Source organism: Desulfitobacterium sp., assembly GCF_034927245.1.
GTDB lineage: Bacteria > Bacillota > Desulfitobacteriia > Desulfitobacteriales > Desulfitobacteriaceae > Desulfitobacterium_A.
Genome location: NZ_JAYFQK010000038.1, coordinates 15,104 through 32,386 on the forward strand (window position 1 = coordinate 15,104; position 17,283 = coordinate 32,386).

13 protein-coding genes are annotated in these 17,283 nt (G+C 44.4%); 11 read left to right on the forward strand and 2 right to left on the reverse strand.

Features of this window, described 5'->3' with window-relative positions; translation table 11 throughout:
• Nucleotides 1-9: 9 nt before the first annotated feature.
• The 7 genes from VB077_RS09170 to VB077_RS09200 all read left to right on the forward strand — a co-directional run bounded on the left by VB077_RS09170 (nucleotide 10) and on the right by VB077_RS09200 (nucleotide 12,024).
• Entirely contained in the window at nucleotides 10-1,371 is a 1,362-nt protein-coding gene (locus VB077_RS09170; RefSeq protein WP_323414925.1) for a TrkH family potassium uptake protein, read from the forward strand.
• Between the two features lie 17 nt (nucleotides 1,372-1,388).
• Complete coding sequence (locus VB077_RS09175; RefSeq protein WP_323414926.1) at nucleotides 1,389-2,036, forward strand: TrkA family potassium uptake protein; 648 nt, start codon at nucleotides 1,389-1,391, stop codon at nucleotides 2,034-2,036.
• Nucleotides 2,037-2,206: 170 nt separating this feature from the next.
• Nucleotides 2,207-6,772 carry a glutamate synthase large subunit gene (gene gltB / locus VB077_RS09180; protein ID WP_323414927.1) on the forward strand — a complete coding sequence of 1,522 codons (4,566 nt, stop codon included), beginning with the start codon at nucleotides 2,207-2,209 and terminating at the stop codon, nucleotides 6,770-6,772.
• A gap of 30 nt (nucleotides 6,773-6,802) precedes the next feature.
• The gene (locus VB077_RS09185; protein ID WP_323414928.1) at nucleotides 6,803-8,287 is read left to right on the forward strand and encodes a glutamate synthase subunit beta; all 1,485 of its coding nucleotides are present in this window, start codon (nucleotides 6,803-6,805) and stop codon (nucleotides 8,285-8,287) included.
• 171 nt (nucleotides 8,288-8,458) lie between these two features.
• Nucleotides 8,459-10,054, forward strand: coding sequence for a hypothetical protein (locus VB077_RS09190; protein WP_323414929.1), 1,596 nt, complete (start codon nucleotides 8,459-8,461; stop codon nucleotides 10,052-10,054).
• Nucleotides 10,055-10,068: 14 nt separating this feature from the next.
• On the forward strand, nucleotides 10,069-11,400 hold the full coding sequence (gene glnA, locus VB077_RS09195; RefSeq protein WP_323414930.1) for a type I glutamate--ammonia ligase: 1,332 nt from the start codon (nucleotides 10,069-10,071) through the stop codon (nucleotides 11,398-11,400).
• A gap of 42 nt (nucleotides 11,401-11,442) precedes the next feature.
• Nucleotides 11,443-12,024 carry an ANTAR domain-containing response regulator gene (locus VB077_RS09200; RefSeq protein ID WP_323414931.1) on the forward strand — a complete coding sequence of 194 codons (582 nt, stop codon included), beginning with the start codon at nucleotides 11,443-11,445 and terminating at the stop codon, nucleotides 12,022-12,024.
• On the opposite strand, the gene VB077_RS09205 is transcribed toward VB077_RS09200, so the two are convergent.
• Together VB077_RS09205 and VB077_RS09210 are read right to left on the reverse strand one after the other, a co-directional pair.
• A complete protein-coding gene (locus tag VB077_RS09205) occupies nucleotides 11,973-12,494 on the reverse strand; it encodes a gamma carbonic anhydrase family protein (RefSeq protein WP_323414932.1) in 522 nt (173 codons plus the stop codon). The two genes, VB077_RS09200 and VB077_RS09205, sit on opposite strands and share 52 nt — an antisense overlap.
• Nucleotides 12,495-12,553: 59 nt before the next feature.
• Nucleotides 12,554-13,939: a methyl-accepting chemotaxis protein gene (locus VB077_RS09210; RefSeq protein ID WP_323414933.1), complete on the reverse strand. Its 1,386-nt coding sequence runs from the start codon at nucleotides 13,937-13,939 to the stop codon at nucleotides 12,554-12,556.
• A gap of 287 nt (nucleotides 13,940-14,226) precedes the next feature.
• Between VB077_RS09210 and VB077_RS09215 the strand changes: the two genes are divergently transcribed.
• The 4 genes from VB077_RS09215 to VB077_RS09230 all read left to right on the forward strand — a co-directional run bounded on the left by VB077_RS09215 (nucleotide 14,227) and on the right by VB077_RS09230 (nucleotide 17,206).
• Nucleotides 14,227-15,621, forward strand: a complete 1,395-nt coding sequence (locus VB077_RS09215) for a Mur ligase family protein (protein ID WP_323414934.1) — start codon at nucleotides 14,227-14,229, stop codon at nucleotides 15,619-15,621.
• Nucleotides 15,611-16,369, forward strand: coding sequence for a glutamine amidotransferase (locus tag VB077_RS09220; protein WP_323414935.1), 759 nt, complete (start codon nucleotides 15,611-15,613; stop codon nucleotides 16,367-16,369). Before VB077_RS09215 ends, VB077_RS09220 begins: the two co-directional genes overlap by 11 nt.
• A 211-nt stretch (nucleotides 16,370-16,580) precedes the next feature.
• Nucleotides 16,581-16,859 (forward strand): CopG family ribbon-helix-helix protein, encoded by a 279-nt coding sequence (locus VB077_RS09225; protein ID WP_323415126.1) that lies wholly within the window; start codon nucleotides 16,581-16,583, stop codon nucleotides 16,857-16,859.
• Nucleotides 16,856-17,206 (forward strand): type II toxin-antitoxin system PemK/MazF family toxin, encoded by a 351-nt coding sequence (locus VB077_RS09230; protein ID WP_005817423.1) that lies wholly within the window; start codon nucleotides 16,856-16,858, stop codon nucleotides 17,204-17,206. The genes VB077_RS09225 and VB077_RS09230 overlap by 4 nt, the downstream gene beginning before the upstream one ends.
• Nucleotides 17,207-17,283 lie beyond the last annotated feature (77 nt).

Below are 17,283 nucleotides of genomic sequence, written 5' to 3' on the forward strand. Positions count from 1 at the left end.
TAGTAAAAAATGGAACACTTGATTAAATTAAAAAACCAACTCGGTAAGGGATTTACCCCTGCCCGCATTCTTGTCATAGGTTTTGCAGCCGTTATCCTTCTGGGGGCATTCCTTTTAACCTTGCCCTCGGCGACAGTTAATGGCCAGGGTTTAAGCTTTTTAAATGCACTTTTCACCGCGACCTCGGCGGTTTGTGTGACAGGACTTGTTGTTGTGGATACGGGAACTACCTTTACCTTATTTGGACAGCTCGTGATCATATCCCTTATTCAAATCGGCGGCTTAGGCTTTATGACATTTGCTACCTTTTTTGCGATAATCCTGGGCCGGAAAGTAACCTTAAAGGAGCGTCTCCTTCTCCAGGAGGCGCTCAATCAAGTTTCGCTGGAAGGCGTTGTCCGGCTGGCGAAGTATGTATTGCAAGTGACGTTTGTTATTGAAGCGGTCGGAGCAATTATCCTGGCCATTCGCTGGTCTTTTGATATGAGTTGGCCAAAGGCGATCTACTTTGGGATCTTCCATGCAGTCTCCGCATTTAATAATGCCGGTTTTGATCTCTTTGGCAACTTCTCCAGTATAACCCGTTATGTTGGTGACCCTGTTGTCAGCCTGACGATTGCGTTTCTTATAATCTTCGGCGGGTTAGGGTTTACTGTGTTATCAGATCTATACACCCATAAAGGGAAAAAGATGATGCTCCACACGAAAATCGTGCTGAGTGTGACGGGAATTCTCATTATCGGCGGTACTGTCCTCATTTTTCTTATCGAATACAGCAATCCTAAAACGCTTGGACCGCTCGATCCCATGACTAAAGTTTTAGCTTCCTTTTTCCAATCGGTAACGACACGGACGGCCGGGTATAATACATTGGATTTAACGGGTTTGCGGAGCACAACCCTTCTGGTCATGGTCGTCCTCATGTTTGTCGGAGCATCTCCCGGATCAACAGGCGGTGGGATTAAAACCACGACCTTAGCTTCTGTGAGTTTATATGCCGCCAGTTTGTTCCGCGGGGAAACTTCGGTAACCGTAAGAAACAGGACTATCGCCAAAGACGTTATTCAAAAAGCTGTAGCCGTGATTTTTATGTCCATGCTTTTAATTCTGGTCGTAACGGGGATTTTAACGCTGACAGAAAACGCGGATTTCCTAACACTGCTCTTTGAGACGACTTCAGCCTTTGCTACGGTAGGGCTAAGCGTAGGGCTTACTCCCACGCTTTCCGATATCGGTAAACTCGTCATCGCTTTTACCATGTTTACGGGCCGCCTAGGCCCATTAACCCTGGTTTTTGCCTTATCGCACAGGCGTAATGGCCTTCCGCAAAATCAGATCAAATATCCCGAAGAAAAAATTATGATAGGATAGGAATTGGAGGATCCGAGATGAAGAAACAATTTGTCGTTATTGGTTTAGGGCGCTTTGGATCAAGTGTCGCACGAACGTTGAGTGCCGAAGGCCATGATGTCTTAGCGATCGATGTCCGGGAAAATGCGGTTCAAGCCATTATGAATGATGTTACCCATGCCGTTCAGGCAGATGCCCGTGAGGAAGAAAATTTAAAAGCCTTGGGTGTTCGCAATTTTGATGTTGCAGTCGTAGCCATCGGTGATGATCTGCAGGCCAACATTTTGATTACCCTGATGCTCAAAGAAATGGGAATCCGCTATGTTGTTGCCAAAGCGCAAACGAATCTGCACGGCAGAGTTCTTGAAAAGGTCGGGGCGGATAAGATTATCTATCCGGAAAAGGATATGGGAGTTCGTGTTGCTCATAACCTTGTTACATCAAATATTATGGATTATATTGCCCTTTCTCCCGATTACAGTATTGCGGAGATTGTTACGCCCCGTAAATTTATCGGGAAAACGCTGGGAGAATTGGATTTACGTGCGAAGTATCATATCAGTGTGATGGCCATTAGAAACGGAGATAAGGTTAATGTTGCTCCCGGTTCTGAGGCAAGTATTCAGGAAAACGATATTCTTGTCGTCGTGAGTAAAAATAAAGATATTGAAAAGCTTCCGGAGTAAATATTGTATACATTCTAAGAAACAGTTGAATCAAAGATGTTCTTATGTTAATTTATATCTAACTTAATAATGTAGAGCAAAGGCGCTCAAAGTGATTTGTACCTCTGAATACGGTACAGTCTCTTTTGGGCGCTTTTTTTGTATTAACAATCTAACGAAGGGTGAGGAATATGCAAAGTTATGGTTTGCCAAAGAAACAAGGACTTTATGATCCGGCATTAGAACATGATGCTTGCGGAATGGGATTTGTCGTAAATACTAAAGGTCAAAAATCTCATGATATTATTGATGAAGCTTTAACAGTACTGGAAAACCTGAGTCACAGAGGGGCAAGCGGAGCCGACGAAAATACAGGTGACGGTGCCGGAATCCTCGTTCAGATTCCTCATCATTTCTTCCAAAGGGAATGCGAAGTTTTGGGTTTTGAGTTACCCAAAGAAGGCTCCTATGGCGTAGGGATGGTCTTTGCTCATAAATATGATGAATTTAGAAAAGTCCAGATGGAAACCTTCGCGAACATTGTTCAAGACGAAGGTCAGAAGATCCTCGGCTGGAGAGAAGTCCCCATCGATAAAAGCACAATCGGCGAAACGGCTAAGGCGGTTATGCCTAGGTTTCTGCAGGTTTTTATCGAAAAGAATCAAGCGATCAAGGATGAAATGGAGTTTGAAAGAAAACTGTATATCATCAGAAAACGGGCGGAGAAGGCGATCGTCCCCATGTGTGAGAATAAGGGCGGGACGTTCTATGTGGCCAGCCTTTCTTCTAAAACAATCGTTTATAAAGGGATGCTTACCGCTGAACAACTGAGAAATTTTTATCTTGATCTGTCAGACCTTGATTTTGCCTCAGCATTGGCTATGGTTCATTCCAGGTTTAGCACAAATACCTTCCCCAGCTGGGAGAGAGCACATCCTAACCGTTATATTGTTCATAACGGCGAAATCAATACGATTCGCGGCAATGTCAATTGGATGAAGGCAAGACAGAAGACCATAAATTCTCCGCTGTTCGAAGATATTTCCAAAGTTTATCCTATCGTAGACGAATCGGGCAGTGACTCGGCGATGTTTGACAACAGCCTTGAGTTTCTTTACCTTACAGGAAGATCGCTGCCTCACGCTGTGATGATGATGATTCCCGAACCTTGGGAGAAAAATAATTTAATGTCAAAGGAAAAGAGAGAATTTTATCGATTCCACGATTATTTAATGGAACCTTGGGATGGGCCCGCAGCGATGGCCTTTACTGACGGTACTGTTATCGGAGGAGTATTGGATCGTAACGGACTGCGGCCTTCCCGTTATTATGTGACTAAGGATGACAAAGTGGTCTTGGCGTCCGAAGTCGGAGTCATCGATATCAAGCCTGAAAATGTAAAATACAAAGGCCGGTTGGAACCGGGCAGAATGCTGCTGATCGATACTAAAGCACAGCGGATTATTGCCGATGAAGAAATCAAGCAACACGTATCTTTGATGCAGCCCTATGAAGAATGGAATAATCACCATATTGTAAGGCTTAGCGATATCCCGTCTGCAGAAGTAAAGGAAGAAAAGGTTATAGAGGATCTTGTAAAACAGCAGAAAGCGTTTGGGTATACCTTTGAGGATATTGCCAAAACGCTTCAGCCGATGGCAGTTGAAGGCAAAGACCCTGTCGGGGCAATGGGCATGGATTCTCCGCTGCCTGTATTATCGGAAAAGCCCCAAATGCTGTATCTGTATTTTAAACAGCTTTTTGCACAGGTTACGAATCCGCCGATTGATGGCATCAGAGAAGAGATCGTGACTTCAAGCAGTGTGCTGCTTGGCGATACCGGTAATTTGCTGGAACCGGATCAGAGCAGCTCTCCCAGTTTATATTTGGAACATCCCATTTTGACCAATGAACAACTGAATTCGATCAAACACCTGAATAATGACAAGTTTAAGTCAGTAACGCTTTCTATCCTTTATAAGCCTTCAGCCGGGGCAAAGGCAATGGAAAAAGCTTTAGAAAGGCTTTTTAGGGAAGCGGATAAAGCGATTCATGATGGGGCTAAAATCATCATTCTCTCCGACAGAGGGGTTAATCAAGAGCGAGCGGCCATTCCGGCACTTTTGGCATCTTCAGGACTCCATCACCACCTGATCCGAAAAGAGATCAGAACCAGCATTGGGATTGTCCTTGAATCCGGAGAACCAAGAGAAGTTCACCATTTCTGTACTCTCCTCGGCTACGGGGTAACGGCCATCAATCCTTATCTTGCCTACGAAACGATCAAGGATCTACAGGCGAGGGGCTTGCTTGAGGGGCTGAGTTATGAACAAGGTCAAAAGAATTACATTAAAGCATCGGTAAAAGGAATTCTTAAAGTCATCACGAAAATGGGCATTTCGACTATCCGCAGTTATCATGGCGCTCAAATCTTTGAGGCGGTCGGTCTGAAAAAGGATCTCATTGACAAATACTTTACGGCGACTTCATCCCGGCTGGAAGGCATAGGGCTTGAAGAAATTGCCGCAGAAAATCAAATGCGCCATGATAGTGCTTATGACGAGAATTTACTGTACAGTGACACACTTGAAGTGGGCGGATACTTCCAGTGCAAGGATGACGGAGAAATTCATCTCTATAACCCGGAATCCATCTACTTGCTGCAGAGGGCATGCCGGGAAGAAAACTATTCCTTATTTAAAGATTTCTCGAAAAAAATCGATGAAGAAAAAATTTACACCCTAAGGAATCTTCTTGATTTCAAGTACAATCCGGGGGATACCATTCCGATTGAAGAAGTAGAATCGGTGGATGATATCGTGAAGAGATTTAAGACAGGTGCAATGTCTTATGGTTCGATCAGCAAGGAAGCTCACGAGTGTCTGGCTATAGCCATGAACAGACTCGGGGGCAAGAGCAACACCGGTGAGGGCGGGGAGGACAGCGAAAGGTTCAAGACTCTGCCCAACGGCGATTCGAAAATGAGTGCAATTAAGCAGGTTGCCTCCGGACGCTTCGGTGTAACGAGCAACTTCCTGGTGAATGCTCAGGAAATACAAATCAAAATGGCCCAGGGAGCAAAACCCGGTGAAGGAGGTCAACTTCCCGGCCCTAAGGTTTATCCGGAAATTGCCAAGGTGCGATATTCCACGCCGGGCGTAGACCTTATTTCACCCCCGCCGCATCATGATATCTATTCGATCGAAGACTTAGCCGAACTGATTCACGATCTGAAAAATGCCAACAGGGATGCCCGAATCAATGTTAAACTCGTTTCCGAGGTTGGGGTAGGAACCATCGCTGCGGGAGTAGCGAAAGGAAAGGCGGATGTCATCCTGATCAGCGGATATGACGGAGGAACTGGGGCTTCCCCCAGAACAGGCATTAGAAATGCAGGAGTTCCTTGGGAGTTGGGTCTTTCCGAAACACACCAGACCTTGGTCCTCAATCGCTTGAGAGATAGAGTCGTTTTGGAAACAGACGGGAAGCTGCTTACGGGTCGGGATGTGGTGATTGCCGCAATACTGGGTGCGGAAGAATTCGGTTTTGCAACGACACCGCTGATTGCTCTGGGATGTGTCATGATGAGGGTTTGTAACCTTAATACTTGTCCGGTAGGAATAGCGACTCAAGATGAAAAGCTAAGAAAGAATTTTAAAGGCAAACCGGAGTATGTTGAGAATTTCATGCGGTTTGTTGCGCAGGAGATGCGCGAAATAATGGCCAAATTGGGCTTTAGGACCATCAATGAAATGGTGGGCCGTACGGATAAGCTTAAGAGCAAAGAGAATGTAAAGCATTGGAAAGCTAAGCACTTAGATCTGTCCCAAATTCTATATCAACCCTATGCAGGTGCCGATGTCGGCCGCTACAATGCCCAGGCTCAGAACCATATGCTGGAGCAATCCTTGGATGTAAAAAAACTCTTGAGAATTTGCAAGCCCGCACTTGAGAACAAGAAGACGATCCGTGCCAAATTGAAGATCAATAATATTGACCGTGTTGTCGGAACAGTCATCGGCAGTGAAATATCGAAGCGCTACGGTGAAGAAGGACTGCCTGAAGATACGATTAAGCTCACCTTTGTCGGTTCGGCAGGGCAGAGCTTCGGAGCCTTTGTGCCCAAGGGAATGTCACTCGAACTCGAAGGGGATGCCAATGACTATTTAGGCAAAGGTCTTTCCGGGGGTAAAATTGTGGTTTACCCACCGAAGTCGGCAGATTTTGCACCTGATAAAAATATCATAATCGGCAATGTGGCCTTTTATGGGGCGACTTCAGGGGAAGCCTACATTAGCGGCATCGCCGGTGAACGATTCTGTGTAAGAAACAGCGGAATAAAGGCTGTTGTCGAGGGTGTAGGGGATCATGGCTGTGAGTACATGACCGGCGGAAAAGCGGTTATCCTCGGTAAAACAGGAAGAAACTTTGCGGCGGGAATGTCGGGCGGGATAGCCTATATCCTGGATTTTGATAAGATTAACTGCAACACGTCTATGGTATTGCTCGAAAAATTTGAATCGGAAGAAGAAGCGAATGAAATCAAAGCAATGATCGAGAGCCATGTTGCGCATACCGGCAGCCCGCTGGGTAAAAAGATACTTGCGGATTGGAAAAACTATTCGCTGAGATTTACCAAGGTTATTCCGAAAGCTTACAAACAAATGCTTGAAAATATTGATAAGGCATACAAGATGGGTTTAAGCGGGGATGAAGCTTTGATGGCTGCCTTTGAAGAGAAGTTTAAGAAAGCTTGAAAAGACTTAGGAAATTAAGGTGGGACGAATATGGGAAAAGTGAACGGGTTTTTAGAGTATAAAAGAGAAAACCCCAGGAAGAGAACCCCGGAAGAACGAATTAAGGACTGGAAGGAATTAAGACTGCCCATGAACCCTGAAATTGTAAAAAAGCAGGGTGCGCGCTGTATGAATTGCGGGGTCCCTTTCTGCCAAGGCGGGGTAATGTTAAAGGGAATGGTTTCCGGCTGCCCTTTGCACAATCTTATTCCGGAATGGAATGAGCTTATCTATAAGGGACAATGGGAGGAAGCATACAAAAGGCTGGCCAGAACCAGCCCTTTTCCGGAATTTACGTCAAGGGTATGTCCGGCCCCGTGTGAAGGAGCTTGTACTGAAGGGCATATCATGGAGTCAGTGACGATAAACAATATTGAATATGCGATTATTGAGAAAGCCTTTGCCGAAGGGTGGGTCAAGCCGAAAAAGGCAAAACCGACTGGGAAAAAAATCGCCATTGTCGGTTCGGGACCTTCCGGTTTGTCTGCTTCCTATTATCTAAATGCGGTCGGCCATGATGTGACTGTCTACGAAAGAAATGACAGAGCCGGGGGGTTGCTGATGTATGGAATTCCCAACATGAAGCTTGACAAAGACATCGTGGAACGACGGCTTAAGCTTTTGCAGGAATCCGGAATTAAATTCGTACTCAACACGGAGATTGGCAAAGATATTCCCGCTCAGCAATTAGTGGACACGTATGACGCCGTAGTCCTATGCACAGGGGCAACAAAGGCAAGGGGACTTGAGGTTGAAGGGAAAGAACTCAACGGAGTTCACTTTGCAGTCGATTTTCTGAAGGCGAACACGAAAAGCCTCCTCGATTCCAAGCTTGAAGACGGAAATTATATAAGTGCCAAAGAAAAAAATGTGATTATTATCGGCGGTGGAGATACGGGAACGGACTGTGCGGCAACATCAATACGGCATGGCTGTCAGAGTGTATACCAGTTTGAGATTATGCCTGAGCCTCCCGCGCAGAGAATCGAGGCTTCAAATCCCTGGCCCGAATGGCCGAAGAAACTTAAAGTCGACTACGGTCAGGAAGAGGCTATCCGCTTGTATGGAAAGGACCCGAGAAATTATCGGATTTCCGCAAAAAAGATTGTGGGTAATGTGAACGGGGGGGTAACTGAGGTTCATACGGTGGAGGTCAATTGGGTAAAAAGTGCTTCCGGCAGAATGATCCCTGAGGAAGTTCCCGGCAGTGAAAAGGTATGGCCGGCTGACCTTGTGCTTCTGGCTATGGGATTTTTAGGGCCGGAAGATACGATTGCCTATGAGCTGCAGCTGGAGAGGGATACAAGAAGCAATATCAAAGCGGAATTTGGAGTTTTCGAGACCAATGTCGAGAAGGTATTCGCCGCGGGAGATACGAGAAGAGGACAGAGTCTTGTGGTTTGGGCTCTCCAAGAAGGTAAGCTTGCCGCACGTGAAGTCGATAAATATCTTATGGGTAAAAGTATGATCCGGTGACGAAACCCGGATGATGTTTCGCCCAAGCCGCCTGTTACAATAATCCATAATTATGTGAACACTGAAAAAGGGGCTGTTTTGCGACAGCCCCTTCTATAATAGAAAAATCAGACATAGTATGTTAAACTGATTAAAAATCTAACGGAAATTTAGTAAGAAGGGAAAAAACAAATGAAAACATCAAAAGGTATTACAGCACTAATCTGGGCGGCACTCATTTTTATTTCATATTTTTTCTTGCTTGTGCCGATCAACCTGCAATCCATCAATTTCTGGGCTTACTTATTTATCGTTCTTCTCGTAGGTGCGGGACTATTTCTTTTGACACAAATCTTTGTTGAGAGAAAGTTCGCGTTAAAAAAGCGGATTTGGACATATTTATTGACAGCATCCGTGATTGTCCTGTTTGCCGGCGGTGTAATGGAAATCTACTCGATGCCTGTTTTCCACGCTAAACAATACACAACTTTAATTGAAAAAAAGACGGGAAATTTTGCGGAAGATGTTGCGGAAATATCCGCTGATCAAATTCCGACAGTCGATCGGGATACGGCCCAAAGACTGGGAGATCGTAAAATGGGGGAGCTTATTGATTTGGTCTCACAGTTTAGTGTCGCCCCGGATTATACGCAAATCAACTATCAAGGCAAACCGGTTAGGGTATCTCCTTTGGAATACGCCGGATTTTTCAAATGGCTGAATAATACGAAAAATGGGATTCCGAATTATATCATGGTTGATATGATCAATGGGGATGTAACCTTACAAGAACCCCAACAAAATATTAGGTACTCTGAGAGTGAATTGCTTTTCAGAAATGCGAAGAGATACTTAAGGTTTCATTATTTAACAGATATTTTCGGTGATTTTAGCTTTGAGGTCGATGATCAAGGAACGCCCTATTGGATTGTTCCTGTGCACGAAAATAAAATCGGCCTTTTCGGCGGAACAGATGTTAAAGGCGTGATCATGTTAAATGCTTCGACAGGAGAGCATCAGAAACTAAAAGTGGAGGATGTTCCGACCTGGGTTGACCGAGTTTTTGAGCCTGATGTAGTGATCCGGCAAGTCAATTACAACGGTAAATACCAAAGCGGCTATTGGAATTCAATTTTTGGACAGAAAGGTGTTCTGGCAACAACAGAAGGATACAATTACCTGGCTATTAATGATGATGTCTACCTTTATACAGGAATAACATCCGTGGTTCGTGATGAATCGAATATTGGTTTTATCTTGGTTAATCTTCGGACAAAAGATACCACATTTTACGGCATATCATCCGCTGAGGAATACTCGGCAATGGATAGTGCCCAGGGTGCGGTCCAAGAAAAGAAATATGTATCAACTTTCCCGATCCTGATCAACCTTGGCGGAAAACCCGTTTATTTTATGTCCCTTAAAGATAATGCAGGGCTGATCAAAATGTATGCCTTGGTCGACGCTCAGGATTATCAGAAAGTCATCACAGGTGTAACAGTAGATGAAACGGTTGGGAAGTTTTTGAATCGCGGTGCTGCCACACCCGTAAAAGAAGTTGAAGAACCTAAAGAGGAATTCGAATTAACCGCTAAAATTACCGATATCCAAAATGTTGTGATTGAGGGCAATACGTTTTACTATATGTTGTTGGAAGGACAACAGGGTGTATTCAGAGCGAATATTTCCAAATCAGCAAAACTTCCTTTCCTGAAAACCGGTGACGAAATTAAGGTTAAGTATGTTGAAGATAGTGATGGGGTTAGAACTATTGTAAGCTTTTCATGAGGGGAGTAGTCTCTATGAGTTTTTCAAAAGAGGATTGTCTTAAATTCGTAGCGGATAATGATGTTCGGTTTATACGTCTGCAGTTTACAGATATCTTCGGGCGGATGAAGAACATCGCAATAACCAATAATCAGCTTTCTAATGCATTTGCAAGAGGAATCATGTTTGACGGTTCATCTGTTAAAGGCTTCACCGGGGTAGAGACTTCGGATATGCTTCTTTTCCCTAATCCAGAGACTTTTTCTGTTATTCCCTGGAGGCCTCAACAGGGAAAGGTGGCCAGAATCATTTGCGATATCAGAACTCATGATGGTTCTCAGTTTGAAGGGGATTCCCGCTATATTTTAAAACGGACGTTGAAAAAGGCAGAGCAGCTTGGCTATGTTTTTCAAGTGGGTCCGGAATGTGAATTCTTTTTATTTCATACGGATGATCAGGGCAGGCCGACGACGAATACGCATGATACGGCAAGCTATTGCGATTTAGCACCCATTGATCAGGGGGAAAATGCGCGTCGTGAGATATGTTTAACGCTTGAAGAAATGGGTTTTGAAATCGAAGCCTCGCACCATGAATCTGCCGCAGGACAGCATGAAATCGATTTTCGTTATACAGATGCGCTTACTGCGGCCGACAACATTATGACTTTTAAATTGGTTGTCAAAATTATGGCGCAGCGAAATGGTCTGCATGCTACTTTTATGCCAAAACCGCTCCCCGGGGTTAGCGGTTCCGGTATGCACATCAATATGTCTTTAAGTCGTGACGGGATTAATCTTTTTAATAAAGATAATGGGGATCAAGGGGATATCTCGGACACTGCAAAGCAATTTGCAGCCGGAATATTGAAACATATTAAAGGAATTACAGCGTTTGCGAACCCTTTGGTAAATTCGTATAAACGCTTAACTTCCGGTTTCGAAGCCCCAGTTCATATTGCCTGGTCACCGATGAACCGCAGTCCTCTTCTCCGTGTACCCACCTCTTGCGGAGAAGGAATGCGGCTTGAATTGAGAAGCCCTGATCCGACGTGCAATCCTTATTTGACCCTTGCTTTGCTCTTAGAAGCGGGGCTTGACGGATTAAACAATAGTCTGAAATTACCTAAACCCGTAAATGTTAATATTTATAATCTTACCCCGCAGCAAGAAAAACGCCTTAAAATAGACCGTTTGCCTTCAAATCTCTTAGCTGCTCTGGCGGAGATGAAAAAAGATCCTTTGATTCGCTCGACCGTAGGTGACCATATCTATGATAAGTACTACTCTGCCAAAATGGCGGAGTGGGAAGAGTATGATCAAACCATCCATCCCTGGGAGATCAATAAGTATTTGAAATCCTTTTAAGCGGCGTTAATTATTGTACCCTGCTCAAAAGGGGGGACGCTAATGAGCGCAGGGAGTGTTCTTATAGTTTGTGGAAAAGCAGAATTCGCAAAGAGCATAGAAGCGATGCTTATTAAAGAAGGGTTTTACCCTGTATACTGCGCTCATTCGGCTAATGAGGCCCGCCGACAGTTCCTTAATATTCTACCGGATTTAATAATTGTCAGTACTCCGCTTCCTGATGAACTGGGAATAGATTTGATCTTTGATGCCCATGAGAAGACTTCGGCCGGTCTTGTTGTCATAGCACGCCCCGATCAGCTTCCCGACATACAGGAAAACGTAGAAAAGACCGGGGCTTTAATTCTTCCTAAACCCATCAATCGCCTTACTCTGCTGCAGAGCGTTCGTTTTGCTTTAGCGGTAAGAAATTCGATCAGTCAGCTTAAAAGTGAACGTGATGATTTAAAGAAGCGAATGAATGAACGGAAGGTCATTGAAAAGGCGAAGTGGCTGCTTGTGGAGAAAATGCAAATGAGCGAACCGGAAGCAATACGGTATATACAGAAAAGGGCGATGGATTTGCGTCTTCCTCAGCTTCGGGTTGCCGAAGAGCTTATCAGTTCAGCCGCATTTTGGCAATAGCGCTGCGCCGTCTGGTGAAGGGAAGCGATTTCCTCCGGGGTTAATTCTCGAACGACCTTAGCCGGTGACCCCATAATCAAAACCCGAGGCGGAAAAGTTTTATGCTCAGGGATGAGCGAGCCTGCTGCAACCATAGTTTCCTCTTCAATTACAGCCCCATTCATGACGATGGCTCCCATTCCAATCAAGGATGCCCGTTTAATCGTACAACCGTGAAGGATAACAGAATGGCCGACGGTAACTTCATCTTCAAGCGTTACAGGTTGTCCTTCGTGAACATGAATCACACTTAAGTCTTGAATATTGCATTTTTTACCGATGGTGATCGAGGCCACATCGCCTCTGATGACCGCATTGTACCAAACGCTTGATTCATCACCAATCCGGACATCACCAATCACATGAGCACCTTCAGCCAGAAAAACAGGGTTCCCAAGGTTGGGCGTTTTTCCTTGGAATTTAAAAATCATAAGCTTCTCCTTTACCTTGTAATAAAGTATAAGGTCATTATATCAGGGATTCAGGGATTTTAGTTCCTGAACTGATTTTGCACCTCGTTTAAAAGTTTCACGACTTGATCAGAAGCTTGACTCATCTTCTCCAGGATTTGTTCCGCCTTAGAGATATTACCCTGTTCATAAGCGAGGGCTACCTCGCGGGCTAACTCATGCACCTGTTTATGCGGTGCTTCCAGCTGCAAAAAGGCAGAATAAGAGCGAAATTGGTCACTATCCGGACTTTCCAACCAATGCCCTAAACGGCACTCATGATGATTGCCGACTTCCGTTGACTTGATATGCTCAAACCCAAGTATCATGTTATAAATACGCCATGTCCAGAGCAGGTGATCGGTTTTGAAGAGTTCTAGAGCTTGATACGTTTTTATTTCTGAAAGGTTGCCGATCTGCTCTAATCGTATTTTCTGCAGGTCCTTGCTAATATCATAAATTCCTTGACCCGTCACTTTTACGAGATGATTAATATCTTCAGCTTCGGTTGTTATTGTTGAGAAATGGCTTGCAGATTCTTGTACCGCTGCGCTTTGTTCCTCGCTGCTTGCGGCAATATTATGAATATCTTGGGAAATGGACTCAAAGTTATGGATTATTCCCTGCAAGGATTCCGCCGCTTCCTGCAATATGCCTTTTCCATTTTGCATGGCTTGAGAAAGAGAAAAAATATTCTGCGCTGTTTTTTGGGAGTCTTGACTCAAACCTGAGATTTCTTCACGTATATCGGTTACAGACGTTTTGGTATGTTCCGCCAATTTGCGGACTTCATCGGCAACAACAGCAAATCCTCGTCCATGTTCGCCTGCACGCGCTGCTTCGATAGCCGCATTAAGGGCGAGTAGGTTTGTCTGATCGGCAACACCGGCAATAACCCCTACGATTTGTTCAATTTCCTGCATAGAGTGAAGGACATCTTGGACTTGTTGACTTACTTTGGCGAATTCGTCGAAGGATTGTTCCACGAAATTGATGGTCTGCTGGATTTTTTCCCCGCCTAACACCGCCGCCGACGCGGATTGTTCGACAAATGATGCGGAGTTGGTGGCCGAGTTGGCCACCTGAGTTGCGGCGGCCCCCATTTCTTCTGCTTGTGCGGATAAATCGGTTAAGTGATCAGTCTGTTCGGAGACATTGATAATCATCTGCCGAATGGAGGTCGTCATACCCGTTAAACTTTGGATGGTTGCATCTAAATCCGCTAAAGAAGCGGAAAGGGTATTCTGCCGTTCGGTGATGACTTGGTTTAAGATTTCTATCACAGGATATATTGGACTGGATGAGGAGATATCCGTTTTGATGGGTTTGGAGAAATCACAGTCTTTCAAACATTGATAGAGTTTATTATAATCGGATTGTTCATCAGGAGTTGATACCGGACTCCCCCCTCTGTTAAAAAGGGACATAATACCACACCCTTCAAATTTTGATTTGGATAAAAAGTACCTTAATTATCCTTAAAATGATAATAAATATCAGAATATGTTGTGTTTTCACTTTAAGTCCTATTATTTCTTCATTGTTATTGATATACCTCCCAAATATTAAAAAAAATTAAATCCAAATAAGCTTAGAATATAAGGGACAGCGAAAAAACTTAAAAATTAGAAATCTGAATTTCTATTTTGGTTGCTTAGGCTCCTTCAAGAGTGCTAAAATTGGTGGAGCAATGAAATGTGAAGGAGAAACGTTGGTGAAACGGATATGGCGATTTTGGGGAGCTTTATGGGCGGGTAAAACGATAGCGTTGCTCCTGCGGCTCTTCGGAAAAAAAGGAACAACCCTGCCGGGCAGGGTTGCACTTAAGATTTATCCTCAAATTATAAGAGAGCTAACAAAAGGGTATCAAGAAGGGATTGTCATTGTCACAGGAACAAACGGTAAGACAACGACAGCAAATCTTTTAGCCAATATATTAAGAACCTCCGGCAAAAGTTTTGCATTTAATCAAGCCGGGGCGAACTTGGTGACGGGAATAACCGGGGCTCTTTTACATCATACAAGCTGGTGGGGAAGAGCAAATGTCCATCTGGCTTTGCTTGAAGTTGATGAGGCCACCGTTCCTAAACTTTGCGAGCAAGTCAAGCCCGATATAGCGATTATTACTAATTTTTTCCGTGATCAGCTGGATCGATACGGTGAACTTGATACTACTGTAAAGTTAGTGAAAAATGCGCTTCCGCCGGAATGCCATCTTATTTTAAATGCAGATGATCCTCTTGTTGCGCAGTTTGGGATTGGCAGTCAGCATACGCTTTACTTCGGTGTAGATAAGACGCCGGAGAGCAAAACCCAGAGTTCGGAGACGAGAGAAGCAAGATTCTGTCCCCAGTGCGGGGCTCCGTTGAGTTACCGCTTATTTCATTATGGTCAGCTTGGTTTATACCGCTGTCCGGAATGTGATTTCGAGCGGCCACAGGTGCAGGTTTTGGCTGAAGAAGTTCATCCCGAAGAGCTTTGCCTTAGATTTAGAGTCGGGGTAACCGAGTATTCTCTGGGGCTTCAAGGGTATTACAATCTTTATAATGCCCTTGCCGCGATTACGGCCGCAAAGCGTTTAGGGATTCGCGAGCAAGAGATTGAACGAGGAATTCGCCAATTTATTCCTCAAGCCGGGCGCATGGAACAGTTCAACTTACCCGGAGGTAAAGTTACGCTCACTTTGGTTAAGAACCCGACGGGATTTAACCAAGTCCTAAAAACGGTGATCGGCACGGAAGCTAAGCAGGTCCGATTGTTGATCGTCATTAATGATTTAGCGGCGGATGGACGGGATATTTCCTGGCTGTGGGATGTTCAATTTGAAATACTCGGAGAGCATGCCGATCGGGTTCAGGAGATTATCTGTGCAGGTTTAAGAGCGGAAGATATGGCTTTACGCTTGAAATATGCTGGCCTTCCGGTGGAAAAACTAAAGATTGAGCATGATTTAGAGAATGCCGTAGAGAAATTACATTCAGCGGATACGGGTGAAGAAGCGACCTTCGTATTCCCCACATATACAGCCCTATTTCCTGTGCGCGAGATTCTTAAGAAGAAGGCAGTAGAGGAAGGGACACAGGCAAGGAGGGAAAAGAGTGAAGCTTAAGATCGGTCATCTCTATCCGGATTTATTAGATCTCTACGGAGATAGAGGAAATATTTTAACCTTAGTCCAGCGTTCCCAGTGGCGTGGGATTGAGACTGGGGTACAAAGGGTTTCGATTGGGGACTCGCTGGATTTATCAAAAATTGATATTTTATTTATCGGCGGTGGTTCAGATCGTGAGCAGAATATCCTTGTTGAAGATTTAATGAAGAGAAAACGGGAATTAAAAGCTGCAATCGAAGACGGATTGGTTGTGCTGGCGATTTGCGGTGGATATCAACTTCTTGGGCAATACTATCAAATGTCCGGAGGAAAGAAAATTCCGGGATTAGGGTTTCTGGATCTTTGGACGGAAGCGGGATCAAAACGTCTGATTGGCAATGTGGTGGTTAAATTAGAAGGCCGGCTGTATGAACAGAGTGCTCAATTATCCTCAAGTCCCCTGGAAACTTTAGTTGGTTTTGAAAATCATTCGGGGAAAACTTTTCTTGGCAAGGATCTTCAACCATTGGGGCAGGTTCTGCATGGAAACGGAAATAACAGTCAAGATGGCACCGAAGGGGTGCGCTATAAAAATGTTTTTGGAACCTATCTTCATGGACCGCTATTACCCAAAAACCCTCATTTTGCGGATTTACTGCTCAGTCTTGCTTTTGAACGGACCGGAACCACGAAAAAGCTAACAGCCTTAGATGATCAGCTTGAATTATTGGCACATCAAACGATGGTTCAAAGAATTATGACATAAGCTAAGTATATCAATAAAGCCATACTCACATACTAGAGATGTTGATGAAAGAGCTTAACCGCGAAAATCTCTTCTTCCATAAATTACATCCGGGTAAATCGCCTTATATCGCTGCTTTTGGCTTGCCTGCAGGGCTTAGTTCATTGACACCTTTTGCCGTAAGTGTCTATAATGAAGTATAGCTATGGCTAAGGACTTGGGGGTGCTGATGTTGGCAGAAAGTAAGAGAATTATGATAAGTCTGCCGGAAAGTTTGCTTGCGGAAGTAGATGGAATTGTTACTTTGGAGAAGAGAAATCGCAGCGAATTTATTCGTGAGGCTATTAATAGTATTCTCCATGAACGGCGGAGAAAGGGAATACGCGAGCAAATGCAAAAGGGCTATCAAGAAATGGCTCAATTGAATTTGGCTATTGCTAAGGAATTGTCGCCTACGGAAGAAGAAGCAAGTAAATATATTTTGGAAAAACATATGGAGTGTCAGGGATGATTATAAAGCGCGGGGAAATTTACTATGCTGAACTCAACCCCGTCGTCGGCTCCGAGCAAGGCGGTACTAGGCCTGTCTTAGTAATTCAAAATGATATCGGAAACCAGTTTAGTCCGACGACTATCATCGCGGCGATTACTTCGCAGATTGCGAAAGCAAAACTTCCCACTCATGTTGAGGTCCGTGCAAAACGCAGCGGATTGGAACGGGATTCTGTTATTTTAACGGAGCAAATTCGGACCATTGATAAAAGTCGTCTTAAAGAAAAAGTGGCAGTGCTCGATGAAGAGGTCATGCTGAGAGTGGATCAAGCGATTGAAATTAGTCTGGGATTAACGGATATTTGATTAAAATAGAAATAAAGTAGGGGCTGTCAAAACAGCCCCGTTTTTGTGCGCCACGAGAAGATAAATATTTCTGCAGA